The organism is Pantoea rwandensis (assembly GCF_002095475.1).
Lineage (GTDB): Bacteria > Pseudomonadota > Gammaproteobacteria > Enterobacterales > Enterobacteriaceae > Pantoea > Pantoea rwandensis.
The window spans coordinates 1-21,012 of record NZ_MLFR01000025.1 but is presented as its reverse complement, the minus strand read 5'-3'; the positions used below and the strand labels follow the sequence as shown (position 1 = coordinate 21,012).

The 21,012-nt window shown below is 52.7% G+C and carries 19 protein-coding genes and 1 pseudogene; 11 read left to right on the top strand and 9 right to left on the bottom strand.

Going from position 1 to position 21,012, the window contains the following annotated elements; genetic code table 11:
* Positions 1-40: 40 nt before the first annotated feature.
* Positions 41-991 (top strand): ABC transporter substrate-binding protein, encoded by a 951-nt coding sequence (locus HA51_RS19905; protein ID WP_084936314.1) that lies wholly within the window; start codon positions 41-43, stop codon positions 989-991.
* An 11-nt stretch (positions 992-1,002) separates the two neighbouring features.
* Here HA51_RS19905 and HA51_RS19900 read toward each other — a convergent pair whose 3' ends face one another.
* Positions 1,003-1,869: a PfkB family carbohydrate kinase gene (locus tag HA51_RS19900; RefSeq protein WP_084936313.1), complete on the bottom strand. Its 867-nt coding sequence runs from the start codon at positions 1,867-1,869 to the stop codon at positions 1,003-1,005.
* A gap of 27 nt (positions 1,870-1,896) precedes the next feature.
* On the opposite strand from HA51_RS19900, the gene HA51_RS19895 reads away from it, so the two are divergent.
* The 3 genes from HA51_RS19895 (at position 1,897) to HA51_RS19885 (ending at position 5,021) form a co-directional block, all read left to right on the top strand.
* Entirely contained in the window at positions 1,897-2,742 is an 846-nt protein-coding gene (locus HA51_RS19895; RefSeq protein ID WP_084936312.1) for a BtpA/SgcQ family protein, read from the top strand.
* Positions 2,742-3,398, top strand: a complete 657-nt coding sequence (locus tag HA51_RS19890) for a TenA family protein (RefSeq protein ID WP_084936311.1) — start codon at positions 2,742-2,744, stop codon at positions 3,396-3,398. The genes HA51_RS19895 and HA51_RS19890 overlap by 1 nt, the downstream gene beginning before the upstream one ends.
* A 282-nt stretch (positions 3,399-3,680) precedes the next feature.
* Positions 3,681-5,021: an MFS transporter gene (locus HA51_RS19885; protein WP_084936310.1), complete on the top strand. Its 1,341-nt coding sequence runs from the start codon at positions 3,681-3,683 to the stop codon at positions 5,019-5,021.
* 44 nt (positions 5,022-5,065) lie between these two features.
* Here HA51_RS19885 and HA51_RS19880 read toward each other — a convergent pair whose 3' ends face one another.
* Positions 5,066-5,797: an IclR family transcriptional regulator gene (locus HA51_RS19880; protein WP_084936309.1), complete on the bottom strand. Its 732-nt coding sequence runs from the start codon at positions 5,795-5,797 to the stop codon at positions 5,066-5,068.
* Positions 5,798-5,964: 167 nt separating this feature from the next.
* Between HA51_RS19880 and HA51_RS19875 the strand changes: the two genes are divergently transcribed.
* The 4 genes from HA51_RS19875 to HA51_RS19860 all read left to right on the top strand — a co-directional run bounded on the left by HA51_RS19875 (position 5,965) and on the right by HA51_RS19860 (position 9,907).
* Positions 5,965-6,657: an RraA family protein gene (locus HA51_RS19875; RefSeq protein WP_084936308.1), complete on the top strand. Its 693-nt coding sequence runs from the start codon at positions 5,965-5,967 to the stop codon at positions 6,655-6,657.
* Positions 6,657-7,607, top strand: coding sequence for a hydroxyacid dehydrogenase (locus tag HA51_RS19870; protein WP_084936307.1), 951 nt, complete (start codon positions 6,657-6,659; stop codon positions 7,605-7,607). Before HA51_RS19875 ends, HA51_RS19870 begins: the two co-directional genes overlap by 1 nt.
* Entirely contained in the window at positions 7,604-8,530 is a 927-nt protein-coding gene (locus HA51_RS19865) for an SMP-30/gluconolactonase/LRE family protein (RefSeq protein WP_084936306.1), read from the top strand. Before HA51_RS19870 ends, HA51_RS19865 begins: the two co-directional genes overlap by 4 nt.
* 108 nt (positions 8,531-8,638) lie before the next feature.
* Complete coding sequence (locus HA51_RS19860) at positions 8,639-9,907, top strand: MFS transporter (RefSeq protein WP_425435771.1); 1,269 nt, start codon at positions 8,639-8,641, stop codon at positions 9,905-9,907.
* Positions 9,908-9,944: 37 nt separating this feature from the next.
* On the opposite strand, the gene HA51_RS19855 is transcribed toward HA51_RS19860, so the two are convergent.
* From HA51_RS19855 to HA51_RS19825, 7 genes and pseudogenes are all read right to left on the bottom strand, one after another.
* A complete protein-coding gene (locus HA51_RS19855) occupies positions 9,945-10,667 on the bottom strand; it encodes a fimbrial assembly chaperone (RefSeq protein ID WP_084936304.1) in 723 nt (240 codons plus the stop codon).
* On the bottom strand, positions 10,633-11,952 hold the full coding sequence (gene stbD / locus HA51_RS19850) for a fimbrial usher protein StbD (protein WP_245840242.1): 1,320 nt from the start codon (positions 11,950-11,952) through the stop codon (positions 10,633-10,635). Before stbD ends, HA51_RS19855 begins: the two co-directional genes overlap by 35 nt.
* Positions 11,953-11,956: 4 nt before the next feature.
* Positions 11,957-14,490: pseudogene (locus HA51_RS19845) on the bottom strand (fimbrial outer membrane usher protein).
* Position 14,491: 1 nt separating this feature from the next.
* A complete protein-coding gene (locus HA51_RS19840; RefSeq protein ID WP_084936302.1) occupies positions 14,492-15,232 on the bottom strand; it encodes a fimbria/pilus periplasmic chaperone in 741 nt (246 codons plus the stop codon).
* A gap of 59 nt (positions 15,233-15,291) precedes the next feature.
* Positions 15,292-15,837, bottom strand: coding sequence for a fimbrial protein (locus tag HA51_RS19835; protein ID WP_084936301.1), 546 nt, complete (start codon positions 15,835-15,837; stop codon positions 15,292-15,294).
* A 17-nt stretch (positions 15,838-15,854) separates the two neighbouring features.
* Positions 15,855-16,469 (bottom strand): LuxR family transcriptional regulator, encoded by a 615-nt coding sequence (locus HA51_RS27575; RefSeq protein WP_245840241.1) that lies wholly within the window; start codon positions 16,467-16,469, stop codon positions 15,855-15,857.
* Between the two features lie 744 nt (positions 16,470-17,213).
* Positions 17,214-18,113 carry a LysR family transcriptional regulator gene (locus HA51_RS19825; protein ID WP_084936300.1) on the bottom strand — a complete coding sequence of 300 codons (900 nt, stop codon included), beginning with the start codon at positions 18,111-18,113 and terminating at the stop codon, positions 17,214-17,216.
* Between the two features lie 145 nt (positions 18,114-18,258).
* Here HA51_RS19825 and HA51_RS19820 point away from each other — a divergent pair, with 145 nt between their 5' ends.
* Genes HA51_RS19820 through HA51_RS19810 form a run of 3 tightly spaced genes read left to right on the top strand, consistent with a single transcriptional unit; the run spans position 18,259 to position 20,820 of the window.
* Entirely contained in the window at positions 18,259-18,978 is a 720-nt protein-coding gene (locus tag HA51_RS19820) for a CoA transferase subunit A (RefSeq protein WP_084936299.1), read from the top strand.
* On the top strand, positions 18,965-19,642 hold the full coding sequence (locus HA51_RS19815; protein ID WP_084936298.1) for a CoA transferase subunit B: 678 nt from the start codon (positions 18,965-18,967) through the stop codon (positions 19,640-19,642). Before HA51_RS19820 ends, HA51_RS19815 begins: the two co-directional genes overlap by 14 nt.
* Positions 19,639-20,820, top strand: a complete 1,182-nt coding sequence (locus HA51_RS19810) for an acetyl-CoA C-acetyltransferase (RefSeq protein WP_084936297.1) — start codon at positions 19,639-19,641, stop codon at positions 20,818-20,820. The genes HA51_RS19815 and HA51_RS19810 overlap by 4 nt, the downstream gene beginning before the upstream one ends.
* The last annotated feature ends 192 nt before the right edge of the window (positions 20,821-21,012 follow it).

Here is a 21,012-nt window from a genome sequence, read left to right as displayed (position 1 = left end):
GGGAAGCGCTGATTATTATTTATTCCCGACGAGGAACTCAATGATGTCATCTTTCACCGGAAAACTGCGTTCAATGGTTTTGGCAACGACACTCCTCTCAGCAGGATCGTTATTTGCAATGGCTCAGGCCGCACCCACTTATGCATTGGTGCAAATTAATCAGCAGGCACTGTTCTTTAATCTGATGAACCAAGGCGCACAGGATGCGGCGAAAGCCAGCGGCAAAGAGTTGGTGATCTACAATGCCAATGACAATCCTGTGGCGCAGAATGATGCGATTGAAAATTATATTCAGCAGGGTGTGAAAGGTATTCTGGTGGATGCCATTGATGTTAACGGTATCATGCCGGCGATTAAAGAAGCTGCCGCTGCGAAAATTCCGGTGATTGCCATTGATGCGGTATTACCGGCAGGACCGCAAGCCTCACAGGTGGGGGTAGATAACCTGGAAGGAGGGAAAATCCTCGGCAAATACTTTGTTGATTATGTCGCGAAAGAGATGGGCGGCAAAGCGCGTCTCGGTATTGTCGGTGCGTTGAATTCAGCTATCCAGAACCAGCGGCAGAAGGGCTTTGAAGAGACCATTAAGAGCAACAGCAAAATCACCGTTGCTGATGTGGTCGATGGGCAAAATATTCAGGACAACGCGATGAGTGCGGCGGAAAACCTGATCACCGGTAATCCAGACCTCACGGCAATTTATGCCACGGGAGAGCCGGCACTGCTGGGCGCTATCGCGGCGGTGGAAAACCAGGGGCGTCAGAAAGATATCAAAGTCTTCGGTTGGGATTTGACCGCGAAAGCCATCAGTGGGATTGATGGCGGTTATGTCGCGGCGGTGCTGCAGCAAGACCCGAAAAAGATGGGGGAAGAGGCGCTAAAAGCACTGAATGCCATTAATGAGGGCAAAACGGTCAGCAAGACTATTTTGGTTCCCGCGACTGTGGTGACAAAAGTGAACGTCGACAGTTACCGTTCGCTGTTTAAATAATCAAACCGCCCTTACGGGCGGTGAGTGAGGATGGCCGCCAGCTCATCTGCCGTGGGGAAGGCATTCAGGGTGCCAGTGCGACTGACGGTGATGGCCGCCGCAGCACTGGCATGGTACAGGGCAAGTGCATCAGGTTCGACGCCCCGTATCAGGGAAGACGCCAGTAATACCGCCAAAAAGGTGTCGCCAGCGCCGGTGCTGTCTACCGCTTGTACCGGTGCAGCGGGACAATAAAGGTGGTCGTCAGCTCGGAAAATGTCGGCCCCCGCAGCCCCTTGCGTGATCACTAAGGTGTTGACGCCAGCGGGATGCAGTAATTCGGCTTCAAGTTGATTGACCACGGCAATATCAATCAGCGGCCATAAATCGGCAAAGTCAGGATTAACCGGTGAGGGATTAAAAACAGTGATTAAGCCGTGGGATTTCGCCCAACTAAACAGCGCGTGGGTTTTTCCAACGGAGAAATTACCTTGTTGTAACAGAATATCGCCAGGTGCAGCATCCGCTAAATAAACCAGGATGCGTTCCAGCGCCAACGCTTCTGCTGCGGCGAGGGTGGTAATAATAGCGTTGTCACCATCATGGCTATTGAAAATAATTGAGGTGTCACTGTGTTCGGATAAAGCCTCATCGGGCTGTAGCAATAAATGTTCACTCTGCATGCGCGCGCGAATCCACTGGCCATGAATATCATTGCCCGTAGCAGCGATTAAATGGGTGTCGATACCGCAGCGTGAAAGGATAATCGCCTGGTTAGCGCCTTTTCCACCAATATCTTGGGATATTTTTCGCCCATGTATTGAGGCGCCTTTTTGTGGCAGTTCATCAATGGACCAAGTTTCGTCAACAACAATATTACCTGCAACATATACACGCATGGTTTTCTCGTTAATAAGGTGAAAGAGATGGCTTCTATATCAGCAGAAAAAAGTAGCGCGATACAAGATATTTTTTCACGTAAGAAAGCAGTGATTGGTGTTATTCATTGTGATGCATTTCCAGGGTCGCCAAAATATCGAGGTAAATCAGTTTTAGATATTATCGATCGTGCTTTACGCGATGCAGATAATTATCTCTCTGGTGGTGTTCATGGTTTGATTGTAGAGAATCATGGCGACATTCCTTTCGCTAAACCCGAGGACATCGGCCATGAAACCGCGGCTTTTATGGCGGTCATCACTGAGAAGATCCGTCAACGCTTTGGCGCACCGCTGGGGATTAACGTGCTGGCAAATGCCGCGATTCCAGCCATTGCCACCGCGCTGGCAGGTGGTGCTGATTTCGTGCGCGTCAACCAATGGGCCAATGCGTATATCGCCAATGAAGGATTTATTGAGGGTGCGGCCGCGAAAGCGTTGCGCTATCGCAATCAGCTGCGCGCTGACCATATTCGCATATTTGCCGATAGCCACGTCAAACACGGCAGTCACGCGATTGTAGCTGACCGATCCATTCAGGAATTGACGCGCGATGTCGATTTCTTCGAAGCGGATGCTGTGATTGCCACCGGACAACGAACCGGTGACAGCGCCACCTTGAGTGAAATCGATGAGATTCGTGCTGCTACCGAATTGCCGCTGCTAGTGGGTTCAGGCATCACCCCAGCCAATGTTTGCCAGATTTTAGGACGCACCCAAGGGGTGATCGTAGCCAGCACCATGAAACTGGATGGCGTGTGGTGGAACGACGTTGAGCTGGCGCGCGTGAAGCACTTTATGTCGGTGGCGCAAGCTGCACTGGAGGAGGCGTGATGAGCAGCTTTACCGATCAGCTGTTGGCCGAGCATCAAAAAGTTTGGCAAGAGATGCAGCAGCATCGCTTTGTGCTGGACATTGAACGTGACCAGCTTCCTGACAGCGTGTTCAATCGCTATTTAGTGTTTGAAGGCAATTTTGTGGCCACCGCCATCGCCATTTTTGCTTTGGGCGTGAGCAAAGCGCCGGATATACGTCAGCAACGCTGGCTAATCGGGGTGCTCAATGCCCTGGTGGATACCCAAATTGCCTGGTTCGAAGCCGTGCTGGCGCAGCGTGCAATTAACCCCAGCGACTATCCCGATGATTTGCCGGGCGTGAATCGCTTCCGTGACGGCATGCTGCGGGTAGCGCAGCAGGGCAGCTATGCCGAAATCATCACCCTGATGTTTGGCGCTGAGTGGATGTATTACCACTGGTGCAAGCGAGTCAGCGCGCAACCTCAAAGCGATGCGGATGTGCGCCGCTGGGTAGAGATGCACGCCGAAGAGGAGTTCTACCAACAGGCGTTGTGGCTCAAAGCCGAACTGGATCAGTGCGCATTGTCACTCAGCACTGACGAGAAACAGCGGCTTACCGAGCTTTACGGCACCGTACTGCAATGGGAAATCGACTTCCATAGTGCGGCCTATCTGGAGAGTGCGGATGAATAGCTGTTTTATTGCATTATTTAGCTACTCCTAGTACACCGATCAAGCTCTTAAACCTGCTGTTCACTCTTTATGAGCTGAAGCAGGTTTTTTCGTTTTAAACTCTCGCCTTTGATCACAATTCAATCTTATACCTCATAGAATTCTGTGATTCGCGCCGCATCCCTGTTGCCAAGGGTGTGGGCTTTGTGTGGATTCTGATAGTTTATATTGTACAACCTGATTTTACACAGTAAAACATGGCGTCTTTTCCTGATAACCATAATCAGATCCTGCGAGGAAAGAATGACTGAACAAACTCTAAAACATGCTCCCGCTTCGGCGCTGGAGCGCGATACGATGCGGCGAGTGATCTGGCGCATTTTGCCTTTCCTGGTGGTGAGTTACCTGGTCTCCATTATCGATCGCGGCAATATCGGTATGGCGGCGTTACAGATGAATGAAGATTTAGGCTTAAGTAAGGCCGCTTTTGGTTTTGCCAGCAGTCTCTACTTCGTGGCGTATTTTCTCTTTGAAGTGCCCAGCAATCTAGCGATGCAAAAGGTGGGGGCACGACTGTGGATCCCACGCATCATGATCAGCTGGGGTATCGTTTCCATGTGCATGGCGCTGGTTGAGACGTCATCCTCTCTCTATGTATTGCGCTTTTTACTGGGTGCAGCAGAGGCGGGCTTCTTTCCTGGCGTGGTGCTCTACCTTACCTGGTGGATCCCCGCCCGTTATCGCGCAAGAATCATCGCTTCCTTTATGGTGGCGATCCCGTTAGCGAATTTTATCGGCTCTCCGCTTTCTGGTCTGATCCTCACGTTAGACGGTTGGATGGGTCTTCGCGGTTGGCATTTGCTGTTTATTATTGAGGGCTTACCTGCGGTGTTGCTGGGTATTGCTGCCTATTTTGTCTTGAGTAATCGCCCTGACGAGGCACGTTGGTTAAATCCAGAGCAAAAGCAGTGGCTGGTGGAGACGTTACAAGCGGAGCGTCAGCAGCAAAAAAACATCGGTCACATCTCAACGTGGCAGTTGCTTAAGCACAAACATATCTGGCTGATGGCACTGATCTACTCGGGTGCGTCAGCGGCGGGTACAACCTTGAGCGTTTGGTCTCCGCAATTGCTGAAATCTTTCCATTTAGACAATCTCACCACCGGTTTGCTGAATGCCATCCCTTATGGTCTGGCATCTGTATTGATGATTGTGTGGGGGCGAAGCTCCGATCGCACGGGTGAGCGTCGTTGGCATACGGCGTTGACATTGTTCATGATCGCAGGTGGAATTTTCGCGGCCTTTGTCAGCCTCTCATTGCCTGCAACCGTCATCATCATGAGTGTGATTTTGGTCGGTGCTTATTCGATGAAAGGGCCGTTTTGGGCATTAGCAGCAGGTTGGATGAGCAGTGGCTCAGCCGCCGCAGGACTTGCAGCAATTGGTGCCATCGCTAACCTGATTGGGGGTGCCGTTATGGTGAACGCGTACGGTATTATCAATGAGAAAACGGGCAGTCATACATTGGCACTGCTGCCATTGGCTGCACTATGTTTGGCCGGTGGGATTGCCGTGGTGACTATGGGACGTAGCCTCTCGCGGGGTGAAACGCAGGATAACGCCATGTCTAGCCATACATCTTAAGTAACAAAACCGGTGCCTTGAGCACCGGTTTCACTTTATGGGGTTTAGATGTCGCTAATGAGTGCTTCAGCACCATATTGCACGGTACAAAAGGGTTTGGACGCCCCTAACTTCAAGGAGAGCCGAGCAGCGGTCTGCCCCATTTGCAGTGCAATGCCTTCATCTCGGCGTGATTCAACGAGACGTGAGGCCGGACCGGTTAACGCCAGTGCTGCAGTCAATTTATCGTTAACGCCAAACACCGGCATGGCAAATGCTGCTGTATGGGGATCGCGAGCACCGGAGGTATAGAGGGGCAGCAGCGGATCAGCGTTAAACAGCGCTTCATTTTGTCCCCAGTAACGCAGCACTTGGCTAATGGCCGAGTTATCTAAAGGGAAAATAGTGCCGGGTAAACGACTGTGGCGTAAACCTTCTGATGCTTCTGCACGGAACAGACACATACGTTGGCCGCCTTCTATCACATACCAACTGGCACTTTCATGCGTGGCTTGCGCCAACTGATGCAGTTCAGGCTGCACAACGCTCGCTAAATGGAACGATTGTTCATAAAGCTTACCCAAGTAAAGCAGTCGTGGCCCCAATCCATAGCTGCCATTTTCATGGCGCACCACATAGTTCATGCGTTCCAGAGAATTCATCAGGCGATAAACTGTGGTTTTATGATATCCGGACGCCTGTGACAACGCTGTCAGCGTCAGGCTATCGTCGCCCGGACGGAAGCAGTCAAGCAGCGCAAGCGCCTTTTCCACCGCAATAACGCCTTCATTTCCCATGCATTCCTCCTGTTTTGAACGACACAGAGTGTACCTGAAATTTTGTGAGTCACCTCGTGTTTACGTCACAAACCCTGTTGTGGCTATGGCTAATCATGCATCGGCCTGGCTATAGTTGTTTTATATTGTACACATAGGTTTTACAGAGTAAAACAACAGGAGCAAGCATGACAAACCCAACCAACACCATGATTCAGCGCAACATCCAGCGAGTGACGGCAGAAGAAGTACAGCAGGCAGCGGAATATCAGGCCGCGATACTGGCGGATGTCGCCGGTCGCAGAGGCACGTTGCATGGCAGAATCAAACCACTGGCATCACACATGAAGGTGGCAGGCCCGGCCATTACGGTTGAAGTCCGCCCCGGCGACAATCTCGCGATCCATGCGGCGCTGGCCATTGCCCAACCAGGGGATGTCATCGTGGTGGACGGTAAAGGCGATCTCAGTTGTGCCTTGCTGGGGGAGATCATGGCGACGCAGGCTGAAGCGACGGGCATTGCAGGCATCATCATTGATGGCGCTGTGCGTGACGCCGACACGCTGAGCAAGCAAAATTATCCGGTCTTTGCCGCAGGCTTAAACCCGTGTGGTCCGACAAAACTCATTCCTGGCCGCGTCAATCATCCTGTTTCAGTGGCTGGCGCACAGATTGAGGCGGGTGACCTCATTGTCGGGGATGTCGATGGTGTGGTGGTGATTCCGCGTGCTGAAGTACAGGCCATCATCGCGCTCGCGAAGAAAAAACTGGAGGGGGAAACCCAGCGTCTTGCCGCTATTCGTACAGGTGATTTGCGCCCTTCATGGGTAGAGAAAGCGCTGCGCCAAGCCGGTATGTTGGGCGAGGGGGAGTCGCTGTGATGAATGCTGCTCCCGTTGTACTGATCACTGGCAGCGATCTGGCTGCAGAAGCGGTGGCCATGTTGCATGGCTACCACCTGGTTTTCGCGGGTAAGCAACCCACAGAAGCGCAACTGATCGCGCTTTGTCAGCAACACAATCCGGTAGCCATTCTGGTGCGTTACGGCAAAATTCCCGCAGCAGTGATGGACGCTGCACCTGCGCTGCGGGTGATCTCCAAGCATGGCAGTGGCATTGATGTTATCGACCAGCAGGCGGCAGCGGCCCGCAATATCCTTGTCTGCTCTGCTCCTGGGGCCAACGCCGCCGCCGTGGCGGAGCACACTTGGGCATTGATCCTGGCCTGCGCCAAATCAGTTATTGCCTTGGATGCGCGTATGCAAGCCGGGTTCTGGGACAAATCGACACATAAGTCAGTTGAACTGGAAGGCCGTACTTTAGGGTTAATTGGCCTCGGCGCGATTGGTAGCCGGGTAGCCCGTGCAGGTAACGCTTTTGGTATGCGAGTGCTGGCCTATGACCCCTATGCGCGAGAACTACCTCCAGCTTGTGAAGCGGTCGCTGACATGGAGAGTTTATTGGCGCAGGCAGATGTTGTATCACTGCACTGCCCACTTACCGCATCCAATCACGAGATGATCAATGCGGAAACCTTAGCCAAATTCAAACCCGGTGCCATTTTAGTCAACACCGCGCGAGGTGGGTTGATTAACGAAGCGGCGTTGGGAGAGGCCCTGACATCGGGCGCATTGCATGCTGCTGCACTCGACAGTTTTAGTGTTGAGCCTCTCGCGGCACCCCATCGTTGGCAGGGCATTCCTAATGTCATCCTTTCACCGCATATTGGGGGAGTCAGCGATGCCTCTTATATTCGGATGGGGACGGTTGCGGCGCAGAATATCTTGCAGGCAATGCAAGAGCATCCTTTGGAAGCGGGGGTGTCACCGTGATCACGTTGACACAACCCGTCATCCGAGAAGCTGAGCTTTTTACTCGGTTGCCTGACCGCTATCGGCATCCCGATCCGGCCAATGCCTGGTCTGCGGCGAATCGCGGTGGACAGGCCGTAGACTCTTTTCTTGAAGGACCCGTCTGGCACCCTTCAGGTTGTCTGTTTGTCACGGATATCCCCTATGGCCGCATCTTCCGTGTCGATATGAACGGTGAGTGGGAGTTGATCGTTCAGTACGCGGGTGAGCCTAACGGCATGAAATTGCTGGATGATGACACGCTGATTATCACCGATTACCAAAATGGCCTGATGAAACTGTCACTCTCTGACAGAAGCGTCACCCCTTGGCTGACACGGCGTAACTCTGAGAGTTTCAAAGGTGTTAACGATCTCACTTTTGATCGCTGTGGCAATCTCTATTTCACCGATCAAGGCCAAACCGGTTTGCATGACCCGACCGGCCGCGTCTATCGATTGGGCGTTGATGGGCGCCTCGATCTGTTGCTGGACAACTGTCCAAGTCCTAACGGCTTAGTGCTCTCTCCTGACGAAAGTGTGCTGTATGTGGCCATGACGCGCGGCAACTGTATTTGGCGCGTCCCGCTGCAAAAGGATGGTTCGGTCAGCAAAGTCGGCCAATTCTTCACTTCATATGGTCCGAGTGGCCCAGATGGGCTGGCCATCAACGCAGAAGGTGAGTTGCTGATTGCAAATCCGGGATTGGGTCGATTGTGGTTATTAAATGCTTTGGCGGAACCTATACAAATCATCACCAGTCCCGCAGGGCGTTCCACCACCAATGTCTGTTATGGCGGTCATCATCGACGCAAGCTGTTCATTACCGAGTCGGTGAGCGGTTCCATATTGACTTGCGAAATGACAATCCCCGGGAACGCGCTGTTCAGCTCACAACAACAATAACAGGTGCCGCAGAGCACTCTGGAGCCTCTTATGACCCTGCATACCTTACCGGACGCGGCACCGGCTACTATAGCTGCGCCCGAATCTAACACGCTCAACGCACAAGAGATGGACCAGAGCGAGCGCGCTGTCGCCAAAGCATTCCGCCGCATTCTGCCCTTTATTTTTATCTGTTATGTCATCAGCTATCTCGACAGAACCAATGTCAGCTTTGCGGCACTCGGAATGAACGCCGATCTCGGCATTACGGCTGAGCAGTTTGGTTTTGGCGCAGGGATGTTCTTCATTGGATATTTCCTGTTTGAAATTCCCAGTAATCTCATCATGCAGAAAACCGGCGCACGTATTTGGATTGCGCGCATCATGATCTCGTGGGGTGTGATCTCAATGGCCACGGCATTTGTTACGGGGCCGATGAGTTTTGCGGTAGCACGTTTCTGCCTTGGCATGGCTGAGGCTGGCTTTACACCGGGCATCTACCTGTTTTTTACCTATTGGTTCCCAGGCACATGGCGAGCAAAGATCACTGCTGCGTTTTTAGTGGGTATTCCGGTGGCGAACATTATTGGTGCTCCCATTTCGGGGGCGCTGATGCAACTCACCGGACATGAGCATATCCGCAACTGGCAGTGGCTGTTATTGATCGAGGGTGTGCCTGCCGTCATCCTCGGTATTGTCTGTTTGTTCTTTCTCGATGATAAACCGGCCAAGGCAAAGTGGCTGACTGCAGAAGAGAAGAGCGTGTTACAACGTCGGTTGGACGATGAGCAGCAGCGCATTGCCGCCAAGCATGGTGCGAGTATGCAACATGCGATGCGCAATCCTTTGTTGTGGCTACTGGCGATGATCAACTTTTGCGGCATTGTGGGATCAATTGGCGTTGGCTTGTGGATGCCGCAAATAATTAAACAGATGGGCGTCAGTCACACTGCCACGGGCTTTCTCACCGCACTGCCTTATATCTGTGGGGCATTGAGTATGCTGCTGTGGGCTAAGCGAGCCAATCAGTCGCCGCATCGAATTCGCTGGATAAGTGGTGCCTTGATCATTGCCGCATGCGCGCTTTCAGTCAGTGCGGTAGTGACTGAACCTGTACTGAAAATGCTGGCACTTTGTTTTACGGTAAGTGGGATTCTGGCGTTTCAAGCGTCATTTTGGGCGCTACCGTCGGGTTTTCTCACCGGGAATGCCGCCGCCGCTGGCTTGGCGGTGATTGTCTCTGTCGGTAATTTGGGCGGATTTTTTGGCCCGTCACTGATTGGCTATATTAAGCAAATGTCAGGTGGCTTTATGTGGGCACTTCTAGCCGTTTCAGCGGTGTTACTGATTGGCGCACTGGCTGTGTCACAGGTCAAAGACCCCTATAAGACTGAGTAATGCTGGAGTGCCGCGCCGAACGTTGGCGCGGCAGCCTTCACGATGAGCGCGTAGTACTGATATAACTCACCGGATTGCCATTGTCGTCAAACACCTCGTAACTGACCTTTTCATTGGGCTGAGCAGGTTGGCTGAGCGTAATGGATTGCGTGGTCAGCGGCGCGACCATCACATCGTTCACTTGGATCTTATTGGCGATTTGCAAGCGCAAGCTCATAAACCAGCGCGTGGGGTTTTCCACGCGGAGTTGATTACCCTTGACCACAAAGCGCAGTTTTTGTGCGTCATCGGGTTTGGGTGCGTTAAGCGTGGCAGGTCGAACAAAGACTTTAAGTCGAATACGCAGCGGCAGTACGATCTTCCGCTCCGCACTGCCGGTTTGCTGAGTCAGGGCAGGAATCTGATAAATATTCAGCCAGTAAAGACTTTCTCTGTCTTCCGGCAATGACTGACGGGTCGTCAGCACCAGACGAATGGAACGCTGTTCATCGGGCGACAACCTCATCATCGGTGGCATCGCGAACACCGGCGTTTTGCTGAGATCCGGTGATTGCATCAAGTCACCTTCATCACTCCAAATCTGCACTACCGTAGGGTTCTCCGGTCCATTTTTCACATTCAGCGTCTGGCTGGTTTGGTTGGCACTGAAAATGATGCGCGTGCGATCTACATTGACCACCGCCAAGGCGTTTCCGCTGAAACACTGGCTGGCTATCGCCAGCGCGCTACTGAAAACTAACCACAACTTGCAACTGCGCATTCACTGTTCCTGCTGTCACTGTTTGTCCACTTAAGGCTTCAAGGGAAGCCGTAAAATCACCGCTGTAAATATTGCTGGTGCCTGATGACACCAGCGAGGTCAGATCCGTGTAGGCATACCAGCCGCGCGTATTGCCGGTGCCGGTGCTGGCCAAATTAGGCAGCAGATTGATCGCGCTGCCATTACTGTCATAGATTTTGATACCCACACCGGAGGCGACGCCAATGCTGCCGTAGCGCGAATCCAGTAACCAGGTCAGACCGCCCCCGCTGGTGGTGAGTCCCAACTGGGTTGCCTGTAAGACGGCATTAGACTGGTTCACCAGCAATCCCATGGCCACGTTGGCGGAACTGCTGGTTGAGGTGCTGGTGCTGGCTTTGGCGCCCGTTTCACACTGCAAAGAGATAGAGAAGGGGGCTTGGCTGCTGCCACCGCCGGTAAGGGTGCCGACACTGATGGTGGGTAACAGCACCACCGACGGGTAGTTTTGTACCTCGCACAGTGCACCGCGCACGTAGGTGACATTGTTGTAGGTACTCCAGGCGGCGGGCCAGTTGCCGTAAAAGCCGTACCAATAGCTGGCGCTGTCCTGGCCCACCACCAAACTGTTGGTATCCAGACCGGGACCTTTAAAGGCGATATAGCCACGCGGCTGTGTCCAGGTATCCCTGTAGCGGTTGTCGCCGTTAGCGAAATAGCTGGTCGAACTGATCTTAAACATCTCATACAGCACGTTGCTAAACGCGCTGGCCGGAATATAAAGATACGTTCCATCGGAATACCAGCTATCAGCATTGAACTGACGTGCCTTCCAGTAACGACTGTAATATTCGCCCGTCGCGGTGTTGGTCATGCGAACGGCGACGTTCTTCGCGACATCATAATAAGCGCCGTCGACTTCACTACTGGCATACATCCCAGCATAAGCGCTGTCGCCGTTGGTGGCGTACATCTCGTACAAGCTGCTGGCATCAGCGACAGCGCAACGATAAAGGATCTGGTTTGGGCTATAGGCCACATTGCTGGCTGAAGTCAGAAATGATCCTACCGAACTGGCAATCAGCGAACCTGCGGGCTGAAAGGATGTGCCGCTGTTAATGCTGATCACCGAAGGCAAGCCCAGGTTGCCAGAGCAGGTATCGCATGCGCCGGTCCAGGAGGACGCCGAATAGCCCGCCGCAATCGCGGCGGCAGAGAGCGAGGCGCTGCTGGTGACTTTTATGCAGTTAGCCCACAACGTCAGAGGGAGCAGCAGCAGCGCAAAAAGCGTGTATTTAATGTTCACGGGGTTATGACTTCCTGCAAATACCATCGAGAAGGATCAGCGCCTGTTGCGTTTTTCCGGTTATTTGATAATCCACTAAGCAGTGGTTTGTGTTGCCGTCCCAACTTACTTTTAATGTGCCAGAGTCGTGCGGCACACGGGCATACAGTTGGCTGCCTTGGCCTACCACACCTATCACTGTACCGGCCGCATCTCGGACTTCTGCACCCATGGGGGGCGGCAAGCCCAGGTTAGTGTTTAATGAGATCAGCACCGCGTTACCGCGGAGGGTGGAGAAACTCACTTTGCTCACCGCACCGGCGTAAGGCACAACGCGCTGGCTTCCTCCGCTCAACTCGGCATCGGCGCGCATATTCAGGGTGTCGAGACTCACGGTGTTCTCGCGGTAGGGCGTCAGTGACGGCAGCAACCCATAGCCGTTGCTATCGATCACGGCACCTTGTCCATTCTGAACCACAGCGCCTTGGGCGCCTTCAGCATGAATCAGGGCGAAGGTTTCGCTGGTGTAGGGCCCTGCGGTCAATCCACCGCGATGCAGCAGTAACGTGCCAGACGTGCCTAAACCCACCTGGCGATAGTTATTCCCTTGGCCGTAGTTGGCGCGCACCGCGCCGAAGCGGGTGTTTTGTTGTAGGTTACCGCCAAATGAGCTGGCTTCTCCGCTGGCACCATTGCGGTAATGCTCGGTGCCGCCATACAGCGAATAAGAGAAATCACGCTGGTCGCCAGCCGAACCCGTGAGGGAAACCGTCGACGAACGGCTCTGTTTAGACTGGTTGTAGTTGTAAGCAACCGATGAGAAACCTGAGCCCCAGTTCAGCGGCAGTGAGATATTGAATGACACCGTGTTTTCGGTGTACTTCTGCTGACGGCTGCTGTCCTGGTCATCATTAACACTCAGATCGTATCGACTGGTGTTCCAGTAAGTACGCTGGCGCGCCACGTTAACGCCGTAACTGATGCCCCGCCAGCTGTTGGTATAGCCGAGTTGCAACTGCGTGATACGTGATTGGTTGTTGTAATAATCAGCGGTGCTGGCGCTCAGACTGACCAAACCATATTCATCCATTGATTGGCTCAAGGTGGCGGAGAGGCGGTTACGTTGGTTGAGCGAATCCGAGTAGTAGCGGATCCCTGCCTGTTGCTGGCGTCGCATACCCAACACATCTTCAAGATCGCGAAAGCCACGGGTGGAATAGCGATAAGCCGCTAACACGAGATTGGTGCCCGTTTCGAAGGTTTTGCTGTAGCTCAGCTCTGCGCGCCAGCCCGAGGTTCGTTGATCATTCTCGACTTTTGCCTGAGAGAAAGTGGTATTGACGCCTAACGCGCCCACGTCCGTTGCCCAGACGCCACCCAGCAACCACGCCTGATAATCTTCAGCCAATCGGGAGCCCGCGGTTGCCGTTAGGCTATTGCTGATGCCGTGCTGTAACACACCCTCAAAGAAGTGGTTATTGACCGCGTAATATTGACGTACCCGTCCTAAGGCCAGTGAGTAGTGCCAGTTGCCCGGTCGAACGGAGTCCGGCACGGACGCGTAGGGCACCGTGAAGATGGCGTTCTTGCCGTTGGCTTCGATCACCTCGACCTCAAAGTCACCCTGACTGCGGGTGTTGTAGAGATCGTCTATGACAAAGGGACCCGGTGGCACCACGGTTTCATACACCACGCGGTTGAGTTGTTTCACTACCACCCGTGCGTTCGAGGAGGCAATCCCGTGAATCTCTGGCGCATAGCCACGACGTCCTTGCGGCCGCATACGTTCATCGGAGGAGAGTTTGATGCCGTTGAAGGCTAAACTGCCGAAGAGCGAGCTTTCGGTATAACCATCGCCAAGGGCGACCTGACTATTGATCGCTTCTATCGGCCTCTGTACCCAGGTTCTCACCGTGTTGTAGCGATAGCTGCTGCCGCCCAGGCTGCTGCTGAGATAGCGTAGATTTCCCTGATGGCGCAGTTGCCAGTTAGCGAGGTTGGTGCCAGCAGTGATACCACTCCATAAGTACTGATAGCGATAGCCCGCCGCGCTGTTTTCCGTCCAGGTGTAGTTGGTGTTATGGCGCAAAAACACGCGGTCATGCCTTGATCCCACTGTTCAGGTGGGATGTATCCTCTGGGCGTGCGGTTGAGCGCAGACATTGGCAGCGTGATGTTTAAACGTAAAGCGGCGGAATCAAACTCCCAGTTGCCCTGTGGCGTCCAGGCTGCCAGTGGCGAACAGCGCGTTGAAGCCACGTTGTCGGTGCTATGTTTAATTTGCATCATGTTGACCAGCGCGAGCGGTAAACACGGCTCTGCTGGCTGACCCACGGCAGAGGGTAAAAAATTGAGCTTCACGCCAGAAGAGACCAACTGGTTATTTAAATAGACATCAACCAGATATTCTCCGGCAGGTAAATTTCCATGATTAAATTGTTCGATGTTTTGACCAAATGCCGATCCTTTAAACAGCGACGAATCAAAATAAAATTCATCGCTGTGTGCAGGTGAAGAAAAATAGAATGAAACAGTCAGGAAGAATAAGGGCAGTTTCAATTCACTGGGAGTGGATGGGGTAACTTTCACTTATTCTTGCTCCCTGGTCGTTAATGGCGTCGAGACGCACGGTGCCTACACCCTGTAAGCGCTGTTTATGATTGGGAAACCAACAGGTCTGCTGAGAGAATGGGGCTACCATCTCGGGTTCACAGCGGTAAGTTTTATTCGCTACCTGCAGGGTGGCGGCAACGAGTGAAGCAAACCACGGCTGCACATTCTCGATCTCGATTCCGCTCCCGTGGCGCTCATCGAACAGGCTACGGACTTTAATACCCTGCAGAATATTGCCGGGTTTTCCAATGACGGCCGGGCGATAGAACAGCTTGATGCGATTACGCAACATCACGGTCATCGCATTCTGCTTAGCTGCAGAAGCCTGTCCTGCCGGTGGGATTTGCAGCATGTTAAACCAGAACACGGATTCCTTATCCTGAGGCAGCGGACGCGATGAGCTAAACATGACGCGGGCAACTTGTCCTGCTTTAGGCTGAATACGAAATACCGGCGGTGTGATAATAAAAGGCACTCGGTTTATTTGCTGTGGTTTGGCATCAATATCCCCGTCATCAAACCAGGCCTGGATGATATAAGGAATGTTGTCGCCATTTTTAAATTGAATATCGATCGAGCTAGCCGCACCTGGATAAATAATTCGGCTCCCCAGCAGCGTCACGCTGGCCTGCGCTGAAGTCAGCACTGTACTCAGTAATAAACAAGACAAGGCCTTACGTAAAAACATACAAACAATCTCATGTCATTCCGTGTGGCCCCAAGGAAACGAGCCACACGGGTTCGTTATTACTGGTAGGTGACGGCGTATTGCAGTGAAGCCTCAACCGTACCGGCGGTGGCCACGCCGTTGGCGTAATATTGCGCGTTGTAGGTGGCTGAGGATTCCGTTTCACCTGCGGCCAGCGTCAAGTCACCGCTGCCGGTATAACCGCCGGTCAGGTTAATCACCGCGTCTTTGCTGTCCACCAATTGCACCTCAACGTTGGTCGCCGTACCGGAGTTGGCAAGGTTGCCATTGGCCGTCACGTTGTTCCCGACAAACACGGTTGAGATTTTTGTGGAGGCAGTAGTATCACCGGTGCAACCGGACAGTCCGACAGTGAAAGCCGTTTGTCCTGCTGTATCACCACTCGCCGCAAGATCGGCTTTGCTGACGGTTGGCATCAACACAACCGGGGATGCTGCATTGCCATTCACTGAGATCGAACAGGTCTCATCTGATACTTCACCCTGGAAGTTAATGGTGTTGTCCGACGCGGCGAACGCAGCAGTGGAGAACAGGGTGCTGGAGATCACCAGCGTTAATAGAGTTTTATGTGTTTGAGTCATCATCGTGTAATCCTTTTTACTTAGTGACCCGAGAGCAGCTGATTAAGGCTGGTACCGGTTTTTCTACGAATTGAATCTTTCATGTTGTAAATCTTTTTTATGTCATGGTTCATGGCTAACGAAATGGAAGAGAGTGAGTTGCCTTTGAGCGCTAAATCCAGAAAGGCTACCTCTTCACTGGAGAGCGCATTGACCCTCCGCTTTGCACCTCCTTTTAAACCATAATAAGTACTGTTGATGGTTCTCTTAATATCGACCAGCTGTTCCTCGCAATAAATAACAGAGTGGATTCCCTCTCTCTTCATCCAGTGCGCGGCTAATGCGGCTAAGGCACGATCGCAAATCAAAACGATGGTTAAGCCGGTCGATTTGAGATAATCAATCCAGTGCTTATTGGTTAAATAACGTATGTTGTAGATCGAAAAATCAACGAATATACAGCCGCGGCAAAAAACACTTTCATAGCGACCTGCTACCAATGACAATACGCCCCGGGTCAGATAGTGATTACTGTCTGGCCAGACTGCGATTTTTTGAATTGGGCATCGGTTAAGAATATCGTTGTTCCGATCTGTTAGCTGGCAGCCATATTTGCAACTGACACAGCGTATGTCCTCTTTGGTTGTGTTTCTCATAGCTAACTCATCCGCTCCATCAAGAGCTGCGGATATCCTGGCAGGATAGTTGTTTTTATTCAATGAGTTAAGAAAATGACGTTTTTTCTTTGCTCAGAATAGTCTTAAGTTCTACAGGTGAGAATAAAATGGAATTTCTTTGTCTTTTCTCAACTTGAAGCGCAGTTTTTCTCTGAATACCTCAAACGAGTTAGGATTTTTCTAAATTCACCAGGATTAATTTTTAAAATGGCGCACTAAGATCAATTTTTTTATAGCACTAATTGCTAAATGTTTCTGTGTTTTAGACTAATGGATATCATCTTCAAGCTAATAATATTTATTTCTCACTGTTATTGATAACGTGCTTATTAAACAAAATTGATAATGCTTCAGGATTATCATTCAGTATCTCTACAGCACTAAGGTTTAGATGATTCTCGATACAATTGCGGATTAAATTGGCGTCGTTAGGATTATTCTTACATTTACGTTATTGTTATTTTGATCCTAAAGTGTCCGGCAAAAAATGAGGTGATCTTTCTAATTTATTTTTAGGCGAATTTATATTGGTGGGATTAATCAAAGTTTTGAAAAGTGCTGATGAATAATTTTACTAAGCGATGATCTTTCACCAATTTATCATTCAGTGCCTATGCAGTTTGTTCATGTTTTAGGGTGATTTAATCCCACATGGCGCCGGAAAGCGCCGACAGGAAATGAGGAAAATGCGGGTTGGTTTAGGTTGGCTTTACACAAACACCTTTACAAGTCCGGCCAACGGCATTGCTCACTCATGGTTTGTGCCAACGCTGCCGCGGCATGTGACAACTGATGTTGTTTTAATCTTAATATCCCCACGCGTCGCTCAATCATCGGCGATACCAAGGGCACACAGACTGCGCCCAATTCACGCATCTGCTGGATACAGAGCGCAGGCACTGCGCTGGCCCCTAAACCGCTGGCCACCATTTTCCCTACGGTGACTAACTGATGGCTCTCATAAGCGACATCTAAGCGCCGCCCAGCCTGGGCCAACGACTGCTCCAGCAGCAGACGCACAGCAGAAGGGCGCTGTAGCGTAATAAAATCGAGATGCAGTAAATCACGCCAACTTAACTGCGACTTTTGCGCCAAAGGGCTCTCTGCAGGCACCACCGCCACAAAGCGATCACTCCCTAACGGGGTGAAATGCAATGCATCGGCCAGCTCAGGCTCGAACGCGACGCCCATCTCCACGCGACCTTCTTGCACCATCTCCAGCACCGTTTCATTGATCACATCATGCACAGCGATATTGACCCCGGGGTAGCGCTGGCGGAAGGCTTTCAACACCGCGGGCAACAGGTTACCGGCGAAAGAGGGCATGGCTGCAATTGAAACCTTGCCCAATTGCAGTGTGAAACGCAGATGCATGGCCTCTTCGGCATTTTCCCAGTCGGCCAGTAGCCGCCGTGCCAGGGGGAAAAAGATCTCGCCTTCTGGCGTGAGTGAGACATGCCGAGTGGTTCGCATCAATAGTGAGCCGCCCAGCGCTTCTTCTAATCCGCGTATCGCCAGACTCAATGCAGGCTGCGAGATCGCCAGTCGCTCGCTGGCTTGGGCAAAATTCAAAGTGTGAGCAACCGCTAAAAATGCGCGTAACTGCTTGATAGTCATTTTCATTTTTTAATTTGTTAACTTTATGTAAAACAACGATTAATCATTCATTAATAAAAAAAGTAAATGAAAGGCGCAGAAAAACAAAATTAACAAATCATTTTTGTGACGCGAGGATGGCTTATCCGGTGAATTGAGGAGAAGCACGGCAATGGCAGGTTTAGATAAACGCGTCACCAGTTACCCGCAGGCGCTGGCTGGTTTAGAAGACAACATGACCGTGCTGGCAGGGGGGTTTGGCCTGTGCGGCATCCCGGAAAATTTGATCGCCCAGATTCGGCAACAAGGGACCAAAGGGCTGAAGGTGGTCTCCAACAATTGCGGCGTGGATGGGTTTGGCTTGGGTTTGCTGCTGGAGAATCAGCAAATCAAAACCATGATCGCCTCCTACGTCGGTGAGAACGCCCTGTTCGAGCAACAGATGCTGAGTGGAGAGCTGGAGGTGATTCTGACGCCACAAGGCACGCTGGCAGAAAAAGTGCGTGCGGGCGGTGCAGGTATTCCGGCATTTTACACCGCGACGGGGTATGGCACGCCCGTGGCAGAGGGTAAGGAAGTCAGGGTATTCGATGGGCGTCATTACATTCTGGAGCAGGCCATTCGCGGTGACTTTGCCATCGTCAAAGGCTGGAAGGCCGATTGGTACGGCAATGTGATTTATCGCCACACGGCACAAAACTTTAACCCGCTGATGGCGATGGCCGCACGCGTCACCGTGGTGGAAGTGGAGGAGATCGTGGCACCCGGTGAGCTGGACCCCGCAGCGATTCATACGCCGGGTATCTATGTTGACCGCTTAATTCAGGGCAGTTTCGAGAAACGCATTGAACAACGCACCTTAAGAGCGGGAGGCGCGCATGTTGACGCGTGAACAGATGGCACAGCGCGTGGCGCAAGAGCTGCGTGACGGTGATTACGTCAACCTTGGCATTGGCATGCCGACTCTGGTCGCCAATTACGTTCCGTCCGGCATGGACGTGATGATGCAGTCAGAAAACGGGCTGCTCGGCATGGGGGCTTTTCCGACCGAAGCGGAGTTGGACGCTGACATGATCAACGCGGGCAAGCAGACGGTGACGGCAAGAAAAGGCGCGGCGATTTTCGACTCTGCCCAATCTTTCGCCATGATTCGCGGTGGTCACGTCGATCTCACGGTGCTGGGCGCGCTGGAGGTGGATACCCAAGGCAACATCGCCTCGTGGATGATCCCCGGCAAGATGGTCAAAGGGATGGGCGGCGCAATGGATCTGGTAGCGGGTGCCGAGAACATCATCGTGATGATGACGCACGCCTCCAAGCAGGGTGTATCGAAACTGCTAACAAGATGTACCTTGCCACTCACGGGCGCAGGTTGTATTCGCCGTGTGATCACCGAACTCGCCTGGCTGGAAATTGAGGATGACACCTTTGTCCTGCGTGAATACGCGCCCGGTGTCAGCATCGAGGATATTCGTGCCAAGACCGCCGGAGCGTTACGCGTGGCAGATGATGTGCGCGAAATGGTGTTGACCCCGCAAGTTCAGGAGGCGCCATGAACGAATGCGTGATTGTTGCCGCGACCCGAACGCCGATTGGGCGCTTTCATGGTGCGCTGGCTTCTCTGTCAGCTGTTGAGTTAGGTCAACGCGTGATTGCCGCGCTGCTAGCGCAGACCCAAGTCGATCCCGCTCAGGTTGATGAAGTGATCATGGGGCAAGTCTTGACCGCAGGGTGTGGGCAGAATCCGGCTCGTCAGGCCGCGGTGGCCGCCGGTGTGCCTTATAGCGTTCCAGCCAGCACGCTGAATATGGTGTGTGGTTCGGGACTTAAAGCGGTGATTCAGGCTGCGCAGGCGATTCAGAGCGGTGCGGCTGAAATCGTCATTGCCGGTGGTCAAGAGAGTATGAGTCAGTCGCCCTATTTGCTGCCTGACGCGCGCGGTGGCTGCCGTCTCGGACATAGCCAGCTGGTTGACAGTGTGATTCACGATGGGCTGTGGGATGCCTTTAACGATTACCACATGGGGATAACCGCAGAGAATCTTGCCGACCAATATCAGATTACCCGTGCAGAGCAGGACGCGTTTGCGTTGTTATCGCAACAGAAGGCAGTAACAGCGCAACAGCAGGGATGTTTCGGTGCAGAGATTACCGCGATCGAGGTGCCTCAGGCGAAAGGGGACCCGGTACTGATAAGCGAGGATGAGCAGCCACGTGCGGATAGCTCAGCAGAGCGGTTGGCACGTTTGCATCCTGCGTTCAAAAAGGACGGTAGCGTGACCGCAGGCAATGCGTCCAGTCTCAACGATGGCGCGGCAGCGGTGATGTTGATGTCAGCACAGCGTGCAGCAACCTTAGGGTTGCCGGTGCTGGCACGTCTGACGGGGTGCGGCATTGCAGGCGTCGATCCTGCCGTGATGGGGATTGGTCCGGTGGCCGCCACACAAAAAGCACTTAAACAAGCAGGTTGGACGCTGGAGCAGTTAGATCTGATTGAGGCCAATGAAGCCTTTGCGGCACAGGCGCTGGCGGTGGGTAAAGCACTGAACTGGCTGCCAGAGCGCGTCAACGTCAATGGTGGAGCGATTGCCCTCGGCCATCCGATTGGCGCATCCGGTTGCCGCATTCTTGTCACGTTGCTGCATGCGCTAGAGCAACGCCAGCAGCAGCGCGGTTTGGCCACGCTGTGCGTCGGCGGCGGAATGGGCGTGGCTGTGACGATTGAGCGTCCCTAAAACTAGGGCCGCAAATGGCGTAAGGCTTGTCACTTAAGTGCGTTTCGGGCGCCATGAATGGCGCCCCTACGTTGTTCGATGCGGTTTTCGGGCGCCATGAATGGCGCCCCTACGTTGTTCGATGCGGTTTTCGGTCGCCATGAATGGCGCCCCTACGTTGTTCGATGCGGTTTTCGGTCGCCATGAATGGCG

Bases quoted from the DNA above. Each gene is read 5' to 3' on its own strand.
- HA51_RS19905 (WP_084936314.1), top strand. From the start codon at position 41: ATGATGTCATCTTTCACCGGAAAACTGCGTTCAATGGTTTTGGCAACG.
- HA51_RS19900 (WP_084936313.1), bottom strand. From the start codon at position 1,869: ATGCGTGTATATGTTGCAGGTAATATTGTTGTTGACGAAACTTGGTCC.
- HA51_RS19895 (WP_084936312.1), top strand. From the start codon at position 1,897: ATGGCTTCTATATCAGCAGAAAAAAGTAGCGCGATACAAGATATTTTT.
- HA51_RS19890 (WP_084936311.1), top strand. From the start codon at position 2,742: ATGAGCAGCTTTACCGATCAGCTGTTGGCCGAGCATCAAAAAGTTTGG.
- HA51_RS19885 (WP_084936310.1), top strand. From the start codon at position 3,681: ATGACTGAACAAACTCTAAAACATGCTCCCGCTTCGGCGCTGGAGCGC.
- HA51_RS19880 (WP_084936309.1), bottom strand. From the start codon at position 5,797: ATGGGAAATGAAGGCGTTATTGCGGTGGAAAAGGCGCTTGCGCTGCTT.
- HA51_RS19875 (WP_084936308.1), top strand. From the start codon at position 5,965: ATGACAAACCCAACCAACACCATGATTCAGCGCAACATCCAGCGAGTG.
- HA51_RS19870 (WP_084936307.1), top strand. From the start codon at position 6,657: ATGAATGCTGCTCCCGTTGTACTGATCACTGGCAGCGATCTGGCTGCA.
- HA51_RS19860 (WP_425435771.1), top strand. From the start codon at position 8,639: ATGGACCAGAGCGAGCGCGCTGTCGCCAAAGCATTCCGCCGCATTCTG.
- HA51_RS19855 (WP_084936304.1), bottom strand. From the start codon at position 10,667: ATGCGCAGTTGCAAGTTGTGGTTAGTTTTCAGTAGCGCGCTGGCGATA.
- HA51_RS19840 (WP_084936302.1), bottom strand. From the start codon at position 15,232: ATGTTTTTACGTAAGGCCTTGTCTTGTTTATTACTGAGTACAGTGCTG.
- HA51_RS19835 (WP_084936301.1), bottom strand. From the start codon at position 15,837: ATGATGACTCAAACACATAAAACTCTATTAACGCTGGTGATCTCCAGC.
- HA51_RS27575 (WP_245840241.1), bottom strand. From the start codon at position 16,469: ATGAGAAACACAACCAAAGAGGACATACGCTGTGTCAGTTGCAAATAT.
- HA51_RS19825 (WP_084936300.1), bottom strand. From the start codon at position 18,113: ATGAAAATGACTATCAAGCAGTTACGCGCATTTTTAGCGGTTGCTCAC.
- HA51_RS19820 (WP_084936299.1), top strand. From the start codon at position 18,259: ATGGCAGGTTTAGATAAACGCGTCACCAGTTACCCGCAGGCGCTGGCT.
- HA51_RS19815 (WP_084936298.1), top strand. From the start codon at position 18,965: ATGTTGACGCGTGAACAGATGGCACAGCGCGTGGCGCAAGAGCTGCGT.
- HA51_RS19810 (WP_084936297.1), top strand. From the start codon at position 19,639: ATGAACGAATGCGTGATTGTTGCCGCGACCCGAACGCCGATTGGGCGC.